16 protein-coding genes and 1 riboswitch are annotated in these 20824 nt (G+C 26.5%); of the genes, 2 read left to right on the plus strand and 14 right to left on the minus strand.

Annotated elements, in window-relative coordinates:
• The first annotated feature begins 28 nt into the window (after nucleotides 1–28).
• A complete protein-coding gene (locus NG904_RS01675) occupies nucleotides 29–1225 on the plus strand; it encodes a pyridoxal phosphate-dependent aminotransferase (RefSeq protein ID WP_252229371.1) in 1197 nt (398 codons plus the stop codon).
• 37 nt (nucleotides 1226–1262) lie between these two features.
• Here the strand turns inward: NG904_RS01675 and NG904_RS01680 are convergent, their stop codons facing one another.
• The 13 genes from NG904_RS01680 to NG904_RS01740 form a co-directional block, all read right to left on the minus strand.
• On the minus strand, nucleotides 1263–1802 hold the full coding sequence (locus NG904_RS01680; protein WP_252211688.1) for a transposase: 540 nt from the start codon (nucleotides 1800–1802) through the stop codon (nucleotides 1263–1265).
• 134 nt (nucleotides 1803–1936) lie between these two features.
• Nucleotides 1937–4891: a vWA domain-containing protein gene (locus NG904_RS01685; RefSeq protein ID WP_252229374.1), complete on the minus strand. Its 2955-nt coding sequence runs from the start codon at nucleotides 4889–4891 to the stop codon at nucleotides 1937–1939.
• A 73-nt stretch (nucleotides 4892–4964) separates the two neighbouring features.
• Nucleotides 4965–5468 carry a PilW family protein gene (locus tag NG904_RS01690; protein WP_252229376.1) on the minus strand — a complete coding sequence of 168 codons (504 nt, stop codon included), beginning with the start codon at nucleotides 5466–5468 and terminating at the stop codon, nucleotides 4965–4967.
• A 16-nt stretch (nucleotides 5469–5484) separates the two neighbouring features.
• The gene (locus NG904_RS01695; RefSeq protein ID WP_252229378.1) at nucleotides 5485–7887 is read right to left on the minus strand and encodes a hypothetical protein; all 2403 of its coding nucleotides are present in this window, start codon (nucleotides 7885–7887) and stop codon (nucleotides 5485–5487) included.
• Between the two features lie 11 nt (nucleotides 7888–7898).
• On the minus strand, nucleotides 7899–8885 hold the full coding sequence (locus NG904_RS01700; protein WP_252229380.1) for a type IV pilus modification PilV family protein: 987 nt from the start codon (nucleotides 8883–8885) through the stop codon (nucleotides 7899–7901).
• Nucleotides 8886–8894: 9 nt separating this feature from the next.
• Nucleotides 8895–10208: a pilus assembly protein PilO gene (locus NG904_RS01705; protein ID WP_252229382.1), complete on the minus strand. Its 1314-nt coding sequence runs from the start codon at nucleotides 10206–10208 to the stop codon at nucleotides 8895–8897.
• 16 nt (nucleotides 10209–10224) lie between these two features.
• Nucleotides 10225–10788, minus strand: coding sequence for a PilN domain-containing protein (locus NG904_RS01710; protein WP_252229384.1), 564 nt, complete (start codon nucleotides 10786–10788; stop codon nucleotides 10225–10227).
• 14 nt (nucleotides 10789–10802) lie between these two features.
• Nucleotides 10803–11969, minus strand: a complete 1167-nt coding sequence (gene pilM, locus NG904_RS01715; protein WP_252229386.1) for a pilus assembly protein PilM — start codon at nucleotides 11967–11969, stop codon at nucleotides 10803–10805.
• 209 nt (nucleotides 11970–12178) lie between these two features.
• Nucleotides 12179–12640 carry a type II secretion system protein gene (locus tag NG904_RS17225; RefSeq protein WP_286674262.1) on the minus strand — a complete coding sequence of 154 codons (462 nt, stop codon included), beginning with the start codon at nucleotides 12638–12640 and terminating at the stop codon, nucleotides 12179–12181.
• Nucleotides 12641–12813: 173 nt separating this feature from the next.
• Nucleotides 12814–13281: a prepilin-type N-terminal cleavage/methylation domain-containing protein gene (locus NG904_RS01725; protein WP_286674263.1), complete on the minus strand. Its 468-nt coding sequence runs from the start codon at nucleotides 13279–13281 to the stop codon at nucleotides 12814–12816.
• 242 nt (nucleotides 13282–13523) lie between these two features.
• On the minus strand, nucleotides 13524–14726 hold the full coding sequence (locus NG904_RS01730) for a type II secretion system F family protein (RefSeq protein ID WP_252229388.1): 1203 nt from the start codon (nucleotides 14724–14726) through the stop codon (nucleotides 13524–13526).
• Nucleotides 14727–14814: 88 nt separating this feature from the next.
• A complete protein-coding gene (locus NG904_RS01735; RefSeq protein WP_252229390.1) occupies nucleotides 14815–16506 on the minus strand; it encodes a GspE/PulE family protein in 1692 nt (563 codons plus the stop codon).
• Nucleotides 16507–16801: 295 nt separating this feature from the next.
• The gene (locus NG904_RS01740) at nucleotides 16802–17563 is read right to left on the minus strand and encodes a prepilin peptidase (protein WP_252229392.1); all 762 of its coding nucleotides are present in this window, start codon (nucleotides 17561–17563) and stop codon (nucleotides 16802–16804) included.
• 92 nt (nucleotides 17564–17655) lie between these two features.
• Nucleotides 17656–17739, minus strand: a riboswitch (cyclic di-GMP riboswitch).
• Between the two features lie 192 nt (nucleotides 17740–17931).
• On the opposite strand from NG904_RS01740, the gene NG904_RS01745 reads away from it, so the two are divergent.
• The gene (locus NG904_RS01745) at nucleotides 17932–19242 is read left to right on the plus strand and encodes an IS30 family transposase (protein WP_252229394.1); all 1311 of its coding nucleotides are present in this window, start codon (nucleotides 17932–17934) and stop codon (nucleotides 19240–19242) included.
• Nucleotides 19243–19657: 415 nt separating this feature from the next.
• On the opposite strand, the gene NG904_RS01750 is transcribed toward NG904_RS01745, so the two are convergent.
• Nucleotides 19658–20608 (minus strand): hypothetical protein, encoded by a 951-nt coding sequence (locus NG904_RS01750; protein WP_252211676.1) that lies wholly within the window; start codon nucleotides 20606–20608, stop codon nucleotides 19658–19660.
• Nucleotides 20609–20824: the final 216 nt, after the last annotated feature.

Genomic DNA, 20824 nt, shown 5'->3' on the forward strand with positions numbered 1-20824 from the left:
TGAGTAATTTATTTAAGGAGTGAAAAAAATGATTTCAGATAAAATGAAAAACTTAGTAGCAAATAATTCTGCTATAAGAGCTATGTTTGAAGAGGGAAAACGACTTTCAAGTATTTATGGCGAAGAAAATGTCTTTGACTATAGTATTGGAAATCCAAATGTTGAACCTCCTGAAAATATAAAAAATATAATAAATCAAATATTAAGTGAAGAATCTCCAAACCTTGTTCATGGATATATGAACAATTCAGGTTATGAAGATGTTAGAAATGAAATAAGTAAATTTTTAAATAATAAATATAAATTAGATCTTTCTAATGAAAATATTGTTATGACTTGTGGAGCTGCTGGTGGCTTAAACATTATGTTAAAAACACTTTTAAATCCTGGAGATGAAGTTATTACTTTTGCTCCATATTTTGGTGAATATAGACATTACACTAATAACTATGATGGAAAATTAGTTGTTGTTGAACCAGATACGTCTACATTTGAACCTAATATGGATGCACTAAAAGAAAAAATCACAACTAAAACTAAGGTTGTAATAATAAATACACCTAATAATCCAACTGGTGTTATATATTCAGATGAAGCTTTAAAGAAATTATCTTCTATACTTGAAGAAAAACAAAAAGAATTTGGTACTAACATTTACTTAATTTCAGATGAACCATATAGAGAAATAGTTTATGATAATGCTAAAGTTCCTTGTATATTGAAATATTATAAAAATTCATTTATTGGATATTCATACAGTAAATCTTTATCATTACCAGGAGAACGTATTGGATATGTTGTTATAAATAATGATATAGATGCTTTCTCTGACATAAAATCTTCATTAAACATAGCAAATAGAATTCTTGGATTTGTTAATGCACCTTCATTATTCCAAAGAGTTATTGCAAGATCTTTAGATGCTGAAGTTGATGTAAATATTTATAAGAGAAATAGAGATCTTTTATATAATCATTTAACTAGTTTAGGATTTGAATGCTTAAAACCTCAAGGCGCATTCTACTTATTCCCTAAAACTCCAATTGAAGATGATAAAAAATTCTGTGAGGATGCTAAGCAATTTAATTTATTACTAGTTCCTGGTTCAAGCTTCGGATGTCCAGGTTATGTAAGATTATCATACTGCATATCTTATGAGAAAATCAAAAACTCATTACCTGCATTTGATAAATTAATGGTACTATATGGTGACAGTCACCATTAGTGCTTTGGTGACTGTCACCACAGAACATGGGTGACAGTCACCCCTCTACATAATTTTTGTATAATTCACGACAATTCTCAGTTTTAAAAAAAGATAATACCATATTACAATTTACTACCTTTTCTTTTTTCTTTCCTATGTAAACACAATAACTGCTCCATTTATATTCTTCAGGTTTTTTTACCATATTTGCCCTCACTGGATTAAGATGAATATATTTACTTGTTTCTAACATCTGAATATCATTACTAATTACTTGTGACCAATATCGTTCTTGAAAAAGGTGTCCAACATAGTTATATTTCTTATTAAAATACTTTGCATAGGCATTATTAAGCCTTTTCATAAAAAATCCTATGTGAATTTCTTTAGTTTGAATATGTAAATGAATATGATTCGTCATCAAAGTATATCCCAATACTTCAAATTCACCTTCAAAATATTCTATACATTCCTTAATTAAATTTATATAAACTCTATAATCTCTATCTTCTGCAAAAATATAATTTCTACGATTTCCTCTAGAAGTTACATGCATAATAGAATTTTGATACCATTCTCTATTTTTCCTGCTCATAAATATTCTCCTTAAGCTTTTTTCTATAATTATGAACATCTAAAGTAATTTTATTCATTTTAGTCCATGCTGGTGACTGTCACCACAGAACATGGGTGACAGTCACCAACATGAAAAAGTGACTGTCACCAACATCAGAATAATTCTGGTATTTCTAAATCTGTAATATTAACTGATGCATTTAATGGATTACTATTATCTAATTTTATAGTATTAACAAATGTCTTAGGTAATTGCGTTTCCCCTGATACTATAATTTTTTCATTGTACACTATTAAAACATTATCACCACTGGTTAAACCTAATTCACTTAAATTTATGCTATATGATTTACTTAATGATGCTTCAATAGTATTTAATAATTGTAACTCATTATTACTTTTTATCTTATAAATATTAATTGGTTCATCAATTCCCACTTCATTTTCTTCACTAATATTTAGTGTAGCTTTTGATTCTCCATTATATTTAAAATAAGCTCCAAAATTAATGCTAGAATTTTTATTGCACTCTGGTATTCCACTATTTATCCTTGGAGCACCGCCAACTATACCAGTATATACTCCGTGCTTCAAACCAGTTATTACTATTGTTTTAGGTATTTTAATAGGCTTTCTAATTTCATTGCCAATTAAATTATTATATATTATATGGTTATTACCTCCAAAACCTAATTCTCCTGTTACTCTTGGCTGTATTATAAAATCATATGGTAATGGTGTTGATTCATATTGTTTAGTAGTTTCATTAAATATATATTTTACATTTATTATGGGACTATGATAATCATACCCTTCCTCCTCACATGAATTAATACCTGATACCACTTTAAAATTTGAGCCTATATTAAATTTAAGTGTTATATCAAGATTATATTCTTTCTGTTTTTCTCCCATTAATATTCTTGCTATATCTTGGAGAATATTATTTTGTATAAAATTATTAGAATTTAAATTATTGCTATCCGAAAATATATTTTCTGGATTAGAAGTATCAATGTTTCTATAGTTTACATTTATAAAATACTTATTTTCCTTTTTTTCTAATATATTATCACCATTGTCTTTTTTTCCAATTAAGTTATAGTGTAAATCTTTTAAATTGTTATTAGGTTCACTACTTCCAGAATCAATGTTACCTAAATTAGCAGTAATTATATTATTATATCTTTTTTCTCTTATACTATTTATTTCATCCTGTAATCCATCCTCATTTAAATTAATACTACCTCCACCAATTATAATTATATTTTTAGTGGCAGCTCCACGTCCTTCATCAATTTTATTAGTAAATGGTTCTCTGATTCCATCATCAAGAATTTGCCCTGCAAGTTTTAATGCTTGGCTTATATTTCTTTTATTAGAATCATATAAATAAATGTTATTAAGTACATTAGTTTTGAATTTATCAGCATAATCACTTTCACTATTACAGCTGATATCAATATCATCAATAGATGTATCACATACTTTATGACAATAAGTAACTATATCATATCTGGTTTTTACACCTTGTAATAAATTATTGCTTAATAATTTATTAAATATTGATTGTTCTACTATTCCATCCACTCCCTTTTGTGGTTTATTATTAGATGCACTTGTATTTTCTCCAATCTTATCTTTCATTGCAGTTGATACATCTAATAAAATAACCACATCTTTAGGACTACTAATTTCACTATTACTATTAAACTTAAATGGTTCTGGTGCTACTATACAATTAAAATTAATATTTTCGTTCAATGTGCATTCATTCTTATTAGATTTAACTTCTGCATTTATATTAGGTAAGTTATTTTCTGATATATTTATATTTATTCTAGACACATTAAGTTTTATATCCTCATTATTCCAAGGAATATTTATAAATGAGTCTTTAAATATATCTTCATAGGTTCCAGGCGCTTTTCCTTTAATTATAAACGAGAATGGCACTGGTTCTGCATGATAAACTACTTCCTTATTATCGCTTCTTCTCTCATCAACTATATATTTTATATTATTTATATTGACTGCATTTCCACCTATATTTAAACTGAAATTATCATTTAAATTTAGATTTAACTTAACATCTTTAATAGTATACCCAGCAATTATCTTGTCACCTATATTGTTAAACACTTCATTTATAGCATTTTCATCTGACATAAAAAATGTTCCATCTTCTCCTACAATTCCGCCCATAGATTCATGTATCTTCTTCATTAACATATTTCCTGTACTATTCTCATCTCCTAGTGCATATCCAATTGAATATATATTATATTTCTTTGTTTTGATTATATTACCTATAGTAGTCGCATAATTAGTTGATTTATCTACATTATTTGATTCTTCTTTACCACTACCTTCAACTCTAGGATTTCTTTTATTAATTTCCCAAATATGATCATCTGTATAAATCATTTCATTATTTATTTCATCATAATATGATTTATACGGAAATAGCTTAAGAAAATCCCACCAATAGTATTTTGCTAGTATAGAATAATAGGTTGGCATTCCATCTGACATAAATACAATAGATTTATCTGCATTCTTATTTTTTTCTAAATCTAAAATATAAGTAGCTTTTCTTAAACCTTCTCCAGTATTAGTTCCGCCATCAGCTTTAATAGAATTTATAATTTTTAATAAATCTTTTTCTGTATTTCCATTATTTAAATAAGTATAACCGCTAGTTGAATAAGTAACTATATCAATATCTAAATTAGGTATTTTCTTTATTTTATTTACAAACTCTATTGCTGCATTCTTCATTTTTTTTATTTTAGAATCTTTCATACTTCCTGAAGTATCTAGTACTAATACAATTTCTTTTTTAGGAATATTACATTTAAAATCACTTGGAATTATCTTTCCATCAACCTTTATGTCTTCTCCAATAACTGGATTTTCTGGAGTTACTGATGTTATTTCCACATCAAATGATGGCTTATCAGAAATTCCTCTATCTATTGCATTGACAACTATAAGTTGCCCACTTATCATAGCCACAATTAAAAAGATACTTACAACCCCAATGAAAGTATCTTTCCTTCTCTTTGTATTTATTAATTTAGACATATAACTTTTGATTTTTCTCATTAAATTCACCCTCTTTATTTTTATATGAAACTCTAAAACTTTCATATACTATTAGGTTTAAATAACTTTGTCTTTAATATTTATTTCTAAATGCAAATTTTACATTCACTGGATATTTTATGTCACTATAACCCATTTTTTTAGATAATATAATCTCTATTTGTGCAGATTTATCATTTCTAGATTTTATATTTATTTTATTTAAATTATTTGATAACTTTTTTGTGCTTATTTTGTTTTTTTCTTCTTCACATTCAACTATAGTAAGCTCTGTACCCTCTTTCTTTATTTCAAATTCACTCTTACTTTCATCTTCATTCAATACTACAAAATTTATAGATTTTACATCATTGTTTTCTTCTTTATAATCCATGCTATTTGCTTGCATTCCAATTTCACTTAATTTCTCTTGTATTGCTTGTCCTTCATTTTGTAAAGTGGATCTAATGTCTACATCAGATATAATTCTATTATTAGTATTAAACATTTGAAATATCATTCCTAATATAACAAGTGTTAACGCCATAACTATTATTAGTTCTGTTAAGGTAAAACCTTTTTTCTTTATCCTAAACATTAAATCCACCTCCCTACTATCTTATTATCTTCCATAACCTGCTACTTAAGAATTTATTTAAATCATAGTCAACATTTATAAATCTTGTTTCATCATCAGTACTATCTTTTAAGTCCTTTGTATCATCAACAAATACAGAATTAAATACATCTTTATTATATTTATATATTTCCTCTATAGTATCGTTATCATAAGTTATAGTCTTATCTCCAAAGCCTTGGACTTTTAAATTTCCTTCTGTAATTATATTTCCTTTAAATTTAACATTTCCATCAATAATTACATCACCAGCTGTAACTATAACAGCATCTAAATTTACATTTCCAGCATCTAATATAATTAATTTGTTATTTTCCCAATCATTACTAGTGGTTGATCCTTTTCCTTTTATAACTATAGTTGTGTCAGAATCACTATTAAATATGGCTTTTTTACTTTTATTTATTGAATCATTTAAATCATAACTATTTGGTATATTTTCTAAATTTATAATTGATTCAATAGGATTTTTGTTATTTCCCATATTGTTATATAACTCCATTGCAATATCCTTAGATGTTTCTCTACTTAAATTATAAACTTTCTTACCGAACTCCTCTTTTTTTGATCTTATAGAATCTTCAACATTAATTTCATAAGTTTTATCTTTAATAACTGTATTTCCATTTGCATCTTTATATACAATAGCCCCTATGGCATAAGTTTTTTCTGGAAGCTCTATCCCACCAGTATCAATTATTTCTTTTCTACCGTCATCCCAATAATTAGTAAACTTTTCACTCTTATCTTGAAGATTTCCTGATATATAATTTCCTACATCATAGGGATCATTTGATCTTGCTATTTTCTCGTCTACATAAGCTATATAATTTCCCTTTACCCCTGTTGATTCTCCAGTGGTATATGAAATATCACCATCAGCTATATGTGCAACCCCCATAATATATGCTGAATCTGTTATTTTTACTCCTGATTTTTTATTACCGTTAACTATAATGCTACTAGATGTTCTTTCTAGTTTATCTAAAGTATTGTTTTTAGATGACTCAATATTCTTATCATTTAATCCATAAAATTCTTTTATTTTTATACTTGTATCTACACCTTTGAGTGTTAAGTCATTATCTAATACAGCTTGCCCATTTATATTTAAACTAGAACTTCCCCCAAATTCATTGGCATATTTTCCATCAGTAGTTTTACCTGCAAAAATATTCAGTGCATATAAGTTTCCATTTACTGTAGATTTCGCATTATCTTCAATATTAAATGTACTTGCTGTATTTACTTCACCATTAAATATAACTTCACTAGTATTTATGTTTATCCCACCTATATATTTAGAGTAAACACGATTTCCATCTTCCTTTTTATTTCCTTGAACAAATATATTTCCATTTATATTTAATTTAAAAAATTCATTATCATATATTCCTTGATGATTGTAACCATCAGATTTCATGTTTTTTCCCACTATTATTGATGATATATTTTTAACATCATCAAGTGTACCAACAACTCCAGTACTTTCCCTAAAACTTACATCTTCATTATTAGGGACATTTATTGTATAGGTTTCTTGAACTATTCTAAGATTATTTTTAGTAATATCATTATTATTTTTGCTTTTATCTATAAATTTTGAAATTACCTGAATCTTAAATGCATCATTGTTTGAATCATAAGAAATTCCATCAATATCATCCTTTATTGAAGTCAAATCTTTGTCTTTTCCATCTTCATTTACTATTTCTTTTAGCTTATCTACACTATCCTTACTGCATACAAAAAGTTCTGGTTTACTTTCTTCATTTGTAAATTTTATTGGTGATGAATCTTTAAAATCACTTGACTTTATATCTTCATCTAGGTTTTTATCTGATAAATCAATATCACTATATCTTTGATTACAAATTGAGTATGCTAGTATGTTGTTAGGTATATCTCCTTCTGAATCAATGTCTGGACTCTTTTCTTTAGATATAAACACTCTAAAACATCTCTTAAATTCTAAATCCGATAACATTTTTACTTTTTCATTAAACTTTTTTTCTGCTGCTCTTATAGCTTTTCTTCTTTTTGCATCAGTACTATAAGCTTTTTTCTTAGCAGCTTCAAATTCTTTTTTAGCCTCATTATATTTTTCTAAATTAGGACCACCCTTACATTGTCCAGCTTTAAGCTGTCTTGCTTTAAAATCTCCAAATTTAACTGCACCATCAAATGTTTTAACAATAACATCATATGCCACATCTAAACCTGAATCTGATGAATATAAATTTTTAATTTTTCTACTTTCTTTAATTCTCATTTTGTAGTCTCCAACAGTCATAGATAACAATGCTGTTCCTACCGTAATTAAAATAGTAAAAATAATAACTACAGTAATTAAACTAGATCCTTTTTGTTTTTTCTTCATTTAATCACCGCCTACTTTATATAAATATTGTACATAGCATTACCTACAAATTCAGTATTTCCTTTGTTATATTCTATTTTAACTTCTATATCATATAATTCACCTAACCCAAAATCTTCGTTCTCTGATCTATTAGTAAACTCTCTTACTTTCCCTTCTTTAGTAATTAAACCTACTTTTAATTCTTTTGATTTTTGCAATTCTATATTTAATGGAATATTATCCTTATTATATACTTCTATCTCTACATCCTTATATTGAGTTTTTCCGTCTACATTTTCAAATTTTAAATTATAAAAATTAAAAATTATCTTTATCTGATTATCTTTACTACCACTATTTATTGCTTTGCTGTCTTCTAACTCCCCAGATGAATTATTTGATTTTATTAATACATTCTTTTTATTTGAAACGGTCTCTGTTTCTATAATAATATTTAATTTTTCATCAACATTAGTAATTGTAATATTGTTACCTTTACTGTTTTCTATTTTTACTGATGAACCATTTTCATAAGTTTCAATATTGTATTTAAATTCATATACTTTATTATTATTTTCACTTTCCTTATTTAAATAATAATTATTTTCTTCTAAGTTACTGCTATCTTTATCTAAGGAAATGCTATTTACCTTTTTTAAAGCTATCTTTGCACTATATCCATTGCCAAATTCTTTATCCCCTTGAAATTCTTTTTTGTTCTCATTGGAAGAAATCTCTTTAAAGTTTATTCCTGAAAGTTCATAATTTATATCATCATTTTTTTTCATTTCTCCGCTCTTAATATCTTCAAATATCTGCTGTCCATATAAAGCAGCTTTCTGTTTAACTTCACCTGCTTTATTATTTCTCATAGATGTCATAACGATTCCATATGTTCCACCCATTATTATTGCAAAAATTGCAAATGCTAATATTACTTCTACCAGTGTGAAACCTCTGTTTTTGTGATTTATTTTTAAAGTAAACTCTCTGTCATTTTTATACAAATTTTTCATAAATCATCCCTACTTATTATTAACACTTATATTTTTACTATCACCATCTACTGTTACTCTTGCATTTTTTGAATCATCACTGTCTATTTCCACATTAACTAATTTATCAGTTTTATTTGTAATATTTATTTTTAATCCTGATTTATCATTTGAATTAACTCTGTTTTCACTTAAAACTTTTATATTTATATTATCTGAATTCAATATAAATTCTTCTCCTAATCCATTGTAATCAATAGGATAGCTTCCATTTGATGTCTTATATTTATAGTAGTATTTATCATCCATTTCTGTTATTATAATCTCCGCTTCTTCTACATCATTATTATTTGCATATATATAAGTAGCCTTTGATTTATCATTGCTTTTTCCCATTATAATACTTGGTAATTCTGAAGTTATTGACTTTACTGAAATTAAAAAATCACTATCAAGTTTATCTTGATCTGTTATTACATTTCCAACTGAACCATCTAAGCTAAAAGGCGACGATTTACCATAAATATTATTTACAGTCCAGTTCAAATATTTTTCCAAGTCATCATTTATTTTAGGCATAGCATATATCTCTAAACTCATTGTTCCTGTTACTTCATCTATAGTTTTTTCAGATATAATTATAGAATTTACAATTATTTTTCTTTCATAATTTCTAATAGAATTCAAAAAAGTATCTAGTGATGCATATGATCCTGAAAAATTCAATTCAAACTTTATTTGCTCTACCTCTTCCTTGTAGTTACTATCATTTTCACCTAAACTATTTTCATTATCCCTTGATGACTTACTTTTATATTGTGTATCTTTTGAATCATTTAATAAAGACTCATCTGAATTTGATTCAATTTTTGAATTATCACTCTCAGATGAAGAATTATTTTTTTCAATAATACTATTAATCTTATCATTATATTTTTCAGTCATTTGAGTAATTGTACTTTCCTTTAAATTCTCCTGAGTTTTCTCTGTTTCAGGCACTTCTGCCACCTCTATCTTGTTAAATATAAAACCACCTTCAAGACCACTATCTTTTAACAACTTGTCTAATTCTAATATTAAATGTTCTTGACTTATAGTTGGATAAAACGAATCTGCTTTATATGACACTTTAGTATTTAAAATCTTTATTTCACTTTTCTTGTTATCTAATGAATTTATAGTATTTATAATATTATTATATTTTTGTTCTAATTCATTTTTATTTTTAATCTTATCTGCTATCTTTGAAGTTTGATTTAAGTATATAAATTTATAATAAAAAAATCCAATAAGAACAATCGCAAGTACACTTAACATTACTTTTTCCCTTTTACTTATTTTCATATTAAATTACCCTCCTTTAAGGCACATTTAATATGCCTAATACACATTTAATATCAAAGGAATATTTACCTTCTATTGAACTATCAACATCTATAGAATTAACAAATACTTCTTTCATAATTGATAATTGTTTTAAATTATGTTGAAATTCCCCTACTGCATCCCTACTTGATGATACTCCTTGAATTGTTAAGACATCATTATTAATTTGTAAAGTTTTAAATGAAATTTGAGATGGTATGGTTGAATTGATATCAGTTAATACTAAATCTGAAACATTATTCCTATTATTTACCCTAGATAATACATCATTTAATGTTGTATCATATTTAGTCAAAGTGCTTATTTTATCATTCACTTTTTGAGCTTCAGAAAATTTTTGCTGTATTTCTGAATTATTTAGTTTTTCATTATAATTCTCTATATTTTTATTTAATATTAATATCCTAGCACTATTAAAAATTAAAGTTATGATTATTAATCCTCCAATAATCCCCATAGCTCCATAAATATATATCATAGCACTTCTTTTTTCTTGATTCTTTCCTTTATAAGAACTAAAAAAGTTTATATCTCGCATATTAAACCTACCCCCTATAACCTTATAAGTGAACCAATAACATTAATAAAGTTATCTATATTTTCACCAATATCAATATTAGAATCATTAATTATTTGGGGAATATTTCTTATTTTTATTGTTTCTATTCCAATTCTAGATGTTATATACTCTTCTAAATTTTTAATCCTGGATGTTCTTCCATATATAAATATTTTATTAACATCATCACCAAAATTTTTAGTCTTATAAAATTGTATTATTTTTTCTACTTTATCTATCCATTCATCTAAAGTATCTATAATTATATGATTTTGAAAATCTAGTTCATCTTCTTTTAAATCTATGTTATTTACTTTAAAATTTTCTAATTCTTCTATTGGAATATTCACATTTTCATATAAAATTTCATCGATATATTTTCCGCCCGCCTTTATTATTCTTGTGAATTTTAATATTCCATTATTATATATATTTACATCCAAACTAGTTGCTCCCATATCTATAAATACAACAGCCTCTTCAATATTTAATTTATGTTCATTTATAACCTCTATATAATTAAGTAATTTATTTAAAGCATTATAGTTAACATCTAAAGCAAGTGGCTTTAAATTTAAAGCCATTAAAAGATCATAATATCCTCTAGCCATCTTTTCTGGATAAGCAATTGCTCTAACTTCTAATTTTTTACCATCATCAGAAAATTCTTCACCTATCATAGTGATTTGTAATATATAATCGTCTAAGTTTATAGGTAAATATTGCTGTATTTCATACCTTACAACAGTATCTAATTCCTCTTCTTTTACATCTGGAATAAGAATTTCTCTATTTATAATTAAAGATGAATTATTTGTACATATTCCTTCCTTTGCATTTATTCCATTATCACTTAATACCTTTTGCAAAGTTGAAACAAGTGCTTGTTTTTTTTCAATACTACCATCAATAATTGCTTCAGCTGGTGTAACAGTGTCTATTAATTTTTCAACCGATAATACACCTTTATAATATGTGCCCTCTGCTATCTTTATATTTGTACTTCCGATATCAAAAGCTACAACTTTTCTCTTTTTTTCTTTTCTAATTTTAATAGATTTATGTTCTTTATTCTCTTTAAATAATTTAGTTTTTAAATCTTTTATGTCTAAATTCATAAAGTCTTTTAATTTACTAAAATCAAAATTTAATTTACCCACTTTATTAAAAATTCCCTCCCTTATTAAATACTTATCTTTTATGTCATATATTTAATCTGAAAAGTTTATAATTTTAATTCCAAAAACAATGATTATTGAAATTCTTAAATTGTTTTAATTTGTTAATCTTAAACTTTAAATATTATGTATACATTAAATTGTAAATTTAAAATAATCTTTACAATTTAACTTCTTTGAATATAATATTTTTATTTATCTACTCCTTTATTTTCAATATCATATATTCCTTTACCATTTGGATATACCTGTATTACCTTACCTTCAGCCTTATTAGTAGTTACAAATACTCTTATATCATCCATTTTATAAATTCCAACTGCAAATTCATATCCATCTAATGCTTTAACTTTAGGATATTTTCCACCATCAAGTCTAGATTGCACCGCTTCCGTTACATTGTCTGGATATACTCCAGTGCTTGGTTTAATTGCAATAGTACCATCTGCTATTAGCGTAGCTGCCACTCCATGTAAAGTTTTAGCACTAGCAATATCAGCTGTTATATTTGCATTCTTTGTGACTTGTCCAAACTTAGGAATAGCAATACCTGCTAATATTCCAACAATTGCAATAACAATAATAAGTTCCACTAATGTAAAACCTTTTTTTCTTTTCTTTAATTTGAATCTTAAATCTGAATCCTTAAACATTATTAATGTCCCCCTTAAAATGAAAAATGTGTATTTTAATTAAAATATAATAACCCACTATGTTATTTTTAAATTCAAAATAAATTCTTCTTATAAATTTTAGCTTTACTTATCTACATATTAGAAAGTGTAAAGCCTAAAATTAGACTTTACACTTAGATATAGTTATTTAATTATTTGCCATCCTCTTTACCAGTTTGGTCTCCAGATGAACTAGCATCTTCTATTTTTGCATAATCACCCTTAGAATCAGGATATATTTCATCTTTTCCATCAGTTACTGTTATATCCCCACTTTTGGGATCAATTTTTATGACAAAGTCTCCATTAGTTAATTTTGTTTTTGTTTCCTTACCATCGATATTATCCCATACTGCTTTTGTTACATCTGCATCGCTTAAATCTTTTAAACTTTTATCTCCTTTAGCTACTAACATTGCTGCTACACCATGAAGATTCTTTGCAGTTGCAATATCAGCTTTTAAATTTGCATCCTTAGTTACTTGTCCAAATTTAGGAATAGCAATTGCTGCCAATATTCCAATGATTGCAATAACGATGATAAGTTCTACTAATGTAAATCCTTTCTTCTTTTTCTTTGAGATTTGATTTGACATTGATTTGATTGATAATTTGTTCATGAAAATCCCCCTTATAAATTATTGATCTTGTTTTAAATTATTATTAATATTTTAGTATAATGGCGAGTTGGCATTGAAATTTGCTTTTTAGAATTCTTAATAAAGATTTGTTGAATTAATTGCTTATCCAAATATTTCATTTGGAGCACGCATTAATTAGACTAATCTTTGTTCTAGTATTCTTAAAGTAAATTTCTCAGTCCAATGAGCTATATACTATAATATTAAAACTAACCAAATTATTAAATTTGATTATAACTATCAAACATCGGAATCATTATTGAAACTATTATAAATCCTATTATAAGACCCATTATGACTATTAATGCTGGTTCCATTAGTGCAACTGTTCCTTGTATTGTTGTTTCCAATTCTTCATCATAAAAATCAGCAGTCTTATTTAAAATCTCATCGAGAGATCCTGTTTCTTCACCGATTTTAATCATTGAATACAACATTTGTGGAAAAACACCCGTTTCTCTTAATGAGGAGTTTAATGTTTCTCCTCTTACTACTTGTTCTTTAACTTTTATTATTGCATTTTGAGCTATTTTATTATCAATAACACTCATAACTATATCTAAAGCTTGTACTAATGGTAATCCACTTGAAAGTAATGTTGATAAAGTTCTTGTAAATCTGGACACTATAATCATTTCATTAAGTCTTCTAATGACTGGTAATTTGAGCTTTAACTTGCTTGCTGCAATTACGCCACGTTCTGTTTTAAAAATATATTTTATTGCAATAATAATTCCTATTATTGCAAGCAAGATCATAAACCAATTTTCCTTTAATGAACCACTTAACCAAAGTAAAAATCTAGTACTCCATGGTAAACTTATTCCATTTTCAGTAAACATAGTCGTAAATGTAGGCATAATATAAGTTAATATAAATATGACTGCTGAAATTGCTACAAATCCCAATATTATTGGATATATCATTGCATTTTTAACCTTATTATTTACTTTATTTTCTTTTTCATAATGATTGGCCATTCTAAGCATTATGCTATCTAAGTTACCACTTTCTTCACCTGCCGCAACTAAACTTACTAAAAGATTTGGAAAAACTTCATTATGTTTTCTCATGGCGTCAGATAGTATTCCTCCTTTTTCTACATCCTCTTCAACTTCTTTTAATGTTTCTTTTAGTTTTTTATTTGTAGTTTGACTAGTCAATATATCTAAGCAAGTAAGTATTGGTACGCCTGCATCTAACATTGTATAAAATTGTCTACAAAATATTGAAAGATCTTTAAATTTGATCTTGTTATTAAATTTAAATTCAATTTTTTTACTTTCAATTATTTCTTCTACCATTAAGGGGTAATACCCATTAGATGAAATAAATTCTATGACTTCTCCCTTAGAATCAGCTTCATGAGTTCCTTCAATTTTTTCTCCATCTGTATTCATTGCTCTATATTTAAAGTTAGCCATAGCTTCTCCCCCCTAGTAAAATATAATCCTTTGTATAATAATTTATATATATTAATTATATTTTTAATAATTTAAAATATAATTAATATTACTGTTCTTTTATAAGCGTTACTGTAGCAAGTTCTGTTATTGTAGTTATTCCTTTAACAACTAAGTCTATACACTCCATTCCTAAAGTTGTCATACCATTCTTCAGTGATATATCTCTTAAAATATCAGAATTAGCTCCATCATTTATAGCCTCTCTATGCTTTCTTGTCATTTCCATAATTTCATATACACCAGTTCTTCCTGAATATCCTGTATTATTACAATATCCACAACCTTCACCCTTATATAAAGTTAATTTTTCTCCTGATTTTACTCCTAATATTTCCTTTTCATATTTACTAGCTTCATAAGATACTTTACATTTATCACAAATCTTTCTCACTAGCCTTTGAGCTAATATTCCAACAAGTGAAGTAGAAACTAAATATGGTTTTATTCCCATATCTATAAGTCTTACTATTGATGATGGTGCATCATTTGTATGGAGTGTGCTTAATACTAAATGTCCTGTTATAGCTGCTTTTATAGCTATTTCTGCTGTTTCATTATCTCGTATTTCACCAATCATAACTATATCTGGATCTTGCCTTAATATACTTCTAAGTCCACTTGCAAATGTAAGTCCTGCTCTTGTATTTACATTAACTTGATTAATTCCTGGTAAAGTATATTCAACAGGATCCTCTACTGTAACTATATTTACATTAGTAGAATTTAATTCACTTAAAATACTATATAATGTTGTTGATTTTCCACTACCTGTTGGACCAGTAACTAATACTATGCCATATGGATTTGATATTATTTTATCTATTTTGTTTAAATTTTTTTCATTTATACCTAATTTATCCTTGCTTACATTATAATTAGATGTATTTAATATTCTTATAACTACTTTTTCTCCATGTACTACTGGCAATATTGATACCCTAAGATCTACATCATTTTCTCCTATATTCGCCATTATTCTTCCATCTTGAGGTATTCTTTTTTCTGCTATATTAAGCCCAGCAAGAATTTTTATTCTTGTTATCAATGGACCTAAACTATCTATATTTAAAACATTTACTGTTTGTAATTGTCCATCTATTCTATACCTTATTCTTATCTCATTTTCAAATGGTTCTATATGTATATCTGATGCATTCATCTCTATTGAATTTTTGAACAGATATTCAACCATTTTTACAACAGGTGCATTCTTTACATCATCTATTTCTTCAATATTTATAATATTTTTCTTTTTTAACTCTGAACTTTCTTGAGCTAGCTGTTTAGCAGCCATACTAATTTGCTGACTACTATAATATACTTCTATGAATTTTTTTATGTCATTCTTTTTAGATATGAATGTTTCTATTTCAAAACCCGTTGAGATTGCAACATCATCTATTGCAAAAATATTAAGTGGATCTACCATAGCTACTTTTATTTTATTATTATCAAATCCGAAAGGTATTAGTGAATATTTGTTACATAAGTTTTTAGGTATTATTGATATTGCTTTTTTATCAAAGCTTATTGTATTTAAGTCTACCTTTTTTATTCCTGTTTGTTGTTCAACAGACTCTATTATTTCTTCTTCTGTAATAACATTACTATCTACTAGTATCTCTCCTAGTTTTTTCCCAAGAATTTTTTGTGATTTTAATGCTTCTTGCAACTGATAACTATTTATTTTTCCTGCATTTATAAGAATATTACCTAATCTTTTTTTTTCAATTGCCATGAAACATTCACCCACTCTCTTCTATTTCTTATATTACAATCTCTCCTATATTTAAAAATATTTTATATTATGGCTATGTTTTAAAACAGTGTTGATATTGTAGTATAAAGCTCATGGACAGAGGAATTTACTTTAAGAACTCTAAAATAAAGCTTAGTCCAATTAATGCATGCTCCCAATTAAAAATTGCTGACAAGCAATTAATTGTACAAATCTTCATTAAGAGTTCTAAAAAGCAAATTCCAATGCCAGTTCGCCCTTATACTAAAATATCAACATTCACTTAGAACATAGCCTATATTATTGCTACTATTCTAAAATAAATATTTATTATCATGTCTCCCCATAACATATACATAATTGCGCCTATGGATAAAAACGGACCAAATGCCATTGAATCTTTTGCATCTTTTAGTTTTAAAGCTAAAATAATAACTGCAACTATTCCCCCTATTATTATTCCTAAAAACAAAGTCACAATTACTCCCCTTATTCCTAAAAACAAACCACAAACTAATGTAATTTCAGCATCTCCAATGCCCATACCTTTAGTTATTATAACTATAATTCCTAATGCTAAGAATCCAATTATTCCTCCTAAAATATAAGTTGAAATTGCATTTTTATTAACTAAATAATCTATTATCATAAAAATCACACTAGATATTGTTCCAAATATTATAGTTGATGTATATATATCTTGAGTTTTATAATCTATTATTCCTATTACTATTAATAATGAACTTAATATACTATATTTAAAAAATTCTAAACTTAATCCATAATTTAAAAATATAATAATATACAATATGGAATTAAGTATTTCCACTAATGGATATATTATTGAAATTTTTTCTTTACAATATCTACATTTACCTTTTAAAAATAAGTAACTAAATATTGGAACTAAATCTATTGGTTTTAATTTATGATTGCAACTTGCACAATGAGATGGTGGATAAGAAATTGATTGCTCAAGTGGAATTCTATAAATACATACATTTAAAAAACTACCTATAACTAATCCTAATATAATTACTAATCCATAATTTAACATTCATATTCCTCCCACTCCAATTCCAATGTTTTTAATTAAATATATTTATATATAGAAAAAACCAACAAATTAGTTAAATTAATTAATTTAACTAATTTGTTGGCCGGGTGCACCATTAACTCATAATCCTCAAGGTGCCCAAATTAAGAGAACTATTCACAGTTTCCAACTTTTATTCTATAATTTATTATTTTTTACTTTTATTATATTTTTTACTTCTATTTGTTAATATAATTATACCAACCTTTTATTAAAACGTAAATTGAAATAGTAATTTCCGTTTTTTTAACTAAGCTGAACTTACTTTTGCAAAGTGTTTGATATAATAAAATTGATATTTGTCCTGAGCATATTTAGGAGGATTAATTATGTCAAACAATGAATTATGCAAAGGGAAACACCTTAGAATAGAAGATCGCATTATAATTGAATATGGCTTAGATAATAATTTCACATTAAAAGAAATTGCGAAAAGAGTTAGTAAAGATCCAACTACTATCTCTAAGGAAATTAAAAGAAATAGATTTCTTAGAGTAAGCAAGAAAAAAGAAAATGATTTACAGCCATGTCAAAATCGAAAAAATTGTACTAAGACAAACTTGTGCAATAGTCGTTGCGGCAAGCAGTGTAAGAAATGTAGGTTCATAAACTGTTATAGATCTTGTAATGATTATTCAATCAAGAAGTGCACTAAACTTAACCGTTACCCATATGTCTGCAACAGTTGCAGCACAGTCACTACGTGCACCGATGAAAAGAGCTACTATAAAGCTAAAGTTGCAGATACAAAGTATAAGGAAGTATTAGTCACAACTCGAGAAGGACTTAATCTAACTTCAGATGAACTAAAAAAGCTAGATGAAATAATTTCACCACTTATTTTGAAAGGACAGTCAATATCTCATATTTTTACTCATCATAAGCATGAGATAAATTGTTGTGAAAGAACATTATATCATTATTTTGACAAAAATGCTTTTACAGCTAGGAATATTGATCTACCTAGAAAAGTAAAGTATAAGCCAAGAAAAAAATCTACATCTCCTGTAGTAAAAGATTCAGCGCACAGGATTGGACGAACTTTCGAGGATTTTGTTAAATTTCTTGAAAACAACCCCAATACACCAGTTGTAGAAATGGATACAGTACACGGCACACGAAGTGGCAAAGTGCTTCTCACTTTTATGTTTAGAAACTGTTCTTTAATGCTTGCTTTTATTATAGATAGCTGTAGCCAGATTGATGTTAAAGATGCCATAGATAAGCTATATGAGGTGTTAGACCATGAAGTATTTAAACGTAGCTTTCCTGTTGTTCTAACAGATAACGGCTCGGAATTTAAAAATCCGGAAGATCTAGAATTAGATACTGAAGGAAATCAAAGAACTAAAATATTCTACTGTAATCCTATGGCTTCTTATCAGAAGCCACACGTAGAAAAAAATCATGAATACATAAGGTATATAATACCTAAAGGAAAATCTTTGAATAATAGGACTCAAGAAGATATTACCTTAATGATGAACCATATTAATAGTACAGCAAGAGCTAGCTTAAACGGAAATACACCATTTAAACTAGCCCAAATGTTGTTAGATGTCTCAATATTAGACAAGTTATCATTAAAACATATCCATGCAGATGAGGTACATCTAAAACCTGCACTATTTAATAAATAATATATCAAAAATTTAGGGCAAGTATCAGCGGAACTTAATAATGCAAAGTTGAAGCAAACGGAACTTAGTTTTGCAGACCGATTTCCGTAGGCTTATTAAGCCTGCTTATAAACCCTAAAAAAAGATTATATTATGAAAATTATAGCTTATTTTAGGTCTTTTTACCACTAAATTTAATTCTAAAAACTGACTTTACCCTTGCAGTTACAATTGCTTACGCTAAAACGGAAGTTAGTTTTTCATTTAACCCCTTTTATTAAAATTGGAATTATTTTTTAATTTTTATTATTATAAAACCATTTCATAATAAATATAAAATTAACTTTATAATAAAAAAATAAACCAATTTAAATTGATGTTCTCTCAACTTAAATTGGTTTATCTTATTCAAATTTATATTTTTAAAAATTATTTCTTATTTAGCTTGAGTATCTTCTGGAATCATCATATTCATAAATTGTTCTTGTGTGAAAGTTACTCTATTAACTGGCATTGAAACATCTTTTACTTCTGCCTTCTTACTAGTAGAGTTAACTTTAATATTTATTTTTGCCATACCAGCTATTTGCACGTTCATATTAAATTCTGCAGTATAGCTATCATCAGTAAACTTTTCTTTAGTAGAAATATTTGATCCATTAAGCATAGGTTTTGCTTGTTCTAACATTGTTTTAAATGAAGGATCTTTTACACCCTCTTTTAATGTTTTTATCATTTCTTCATTTAGTCCTAATTTAAATGTAGAATTACTATTATCTAAGTTTTCTGATAAACCTGATATTCCTTTTGATACTAAGTCAACTATTTGATCACTATCCATATTTACAGAATATTCTCTACCATTTTGTTTCATTGGTATCTCTACATCATTATTTTTTCCGAATAATTGAGTAGATAAATTTGATAAATAGTCAGGTGACTTAGTTAATTCTATTAATGAATTCATATCTAATCCTGAATCTATTCCAATATAGTCAGCAGATATATTACTAATACTCTTTGGCGCTTCTATTCCATTTAGTGTGAAATTTTGTGTATAATAATTCTTGCTAATATATGATATTCCGTTATCTAAATACATATCTAATTCTGGTATATTTATTTTTCCTGACTTACTATTAAACTTAAAGTTCATATGACCTTGAGTTTGTCCTTTCATATAGCTTGTACCAGAAAATGTGAAGTTTTCATTTTCTCCATTAGCTTCTATAGACATTTCTCCTGTAAATTCTGAAGATGTTGCCTCCCATTTTGTTAAATTATTTAATTCTTTTGAATAATTCTTTCCTTGCTCGCTACATCCTGCAATAGTAAAAATAGATAATGTTGCTGCCATAACAATTGATAATGTTTTTTTAAGTTTCATTTTTTTACCCCCTATTTATACTTGTTTTTAAATTAATTCAATTTATAATATCTTAAGCTTAATCTAAAACATATTAAAAATCAGATAATTTTTTTCTTTTAAATAAATATATTATTTGCCTTAATAAGTTTTATTTCAAATTAAGAAGTATTAACATTATTTAATAATTTTACTGTCTTTATTATCCTATTATAACTCAATTTTCCTGATACGCAT

Source organism: Clostridium sp. ZBS15, assembly GCF_023845705.1.
Taxonomy (GTDB): domain Bacteria; phylum Bacillota; class Clostridia; order Clostridiales; family Clostridiaceae; genus Clostridium; species Clostridium aquiflavi.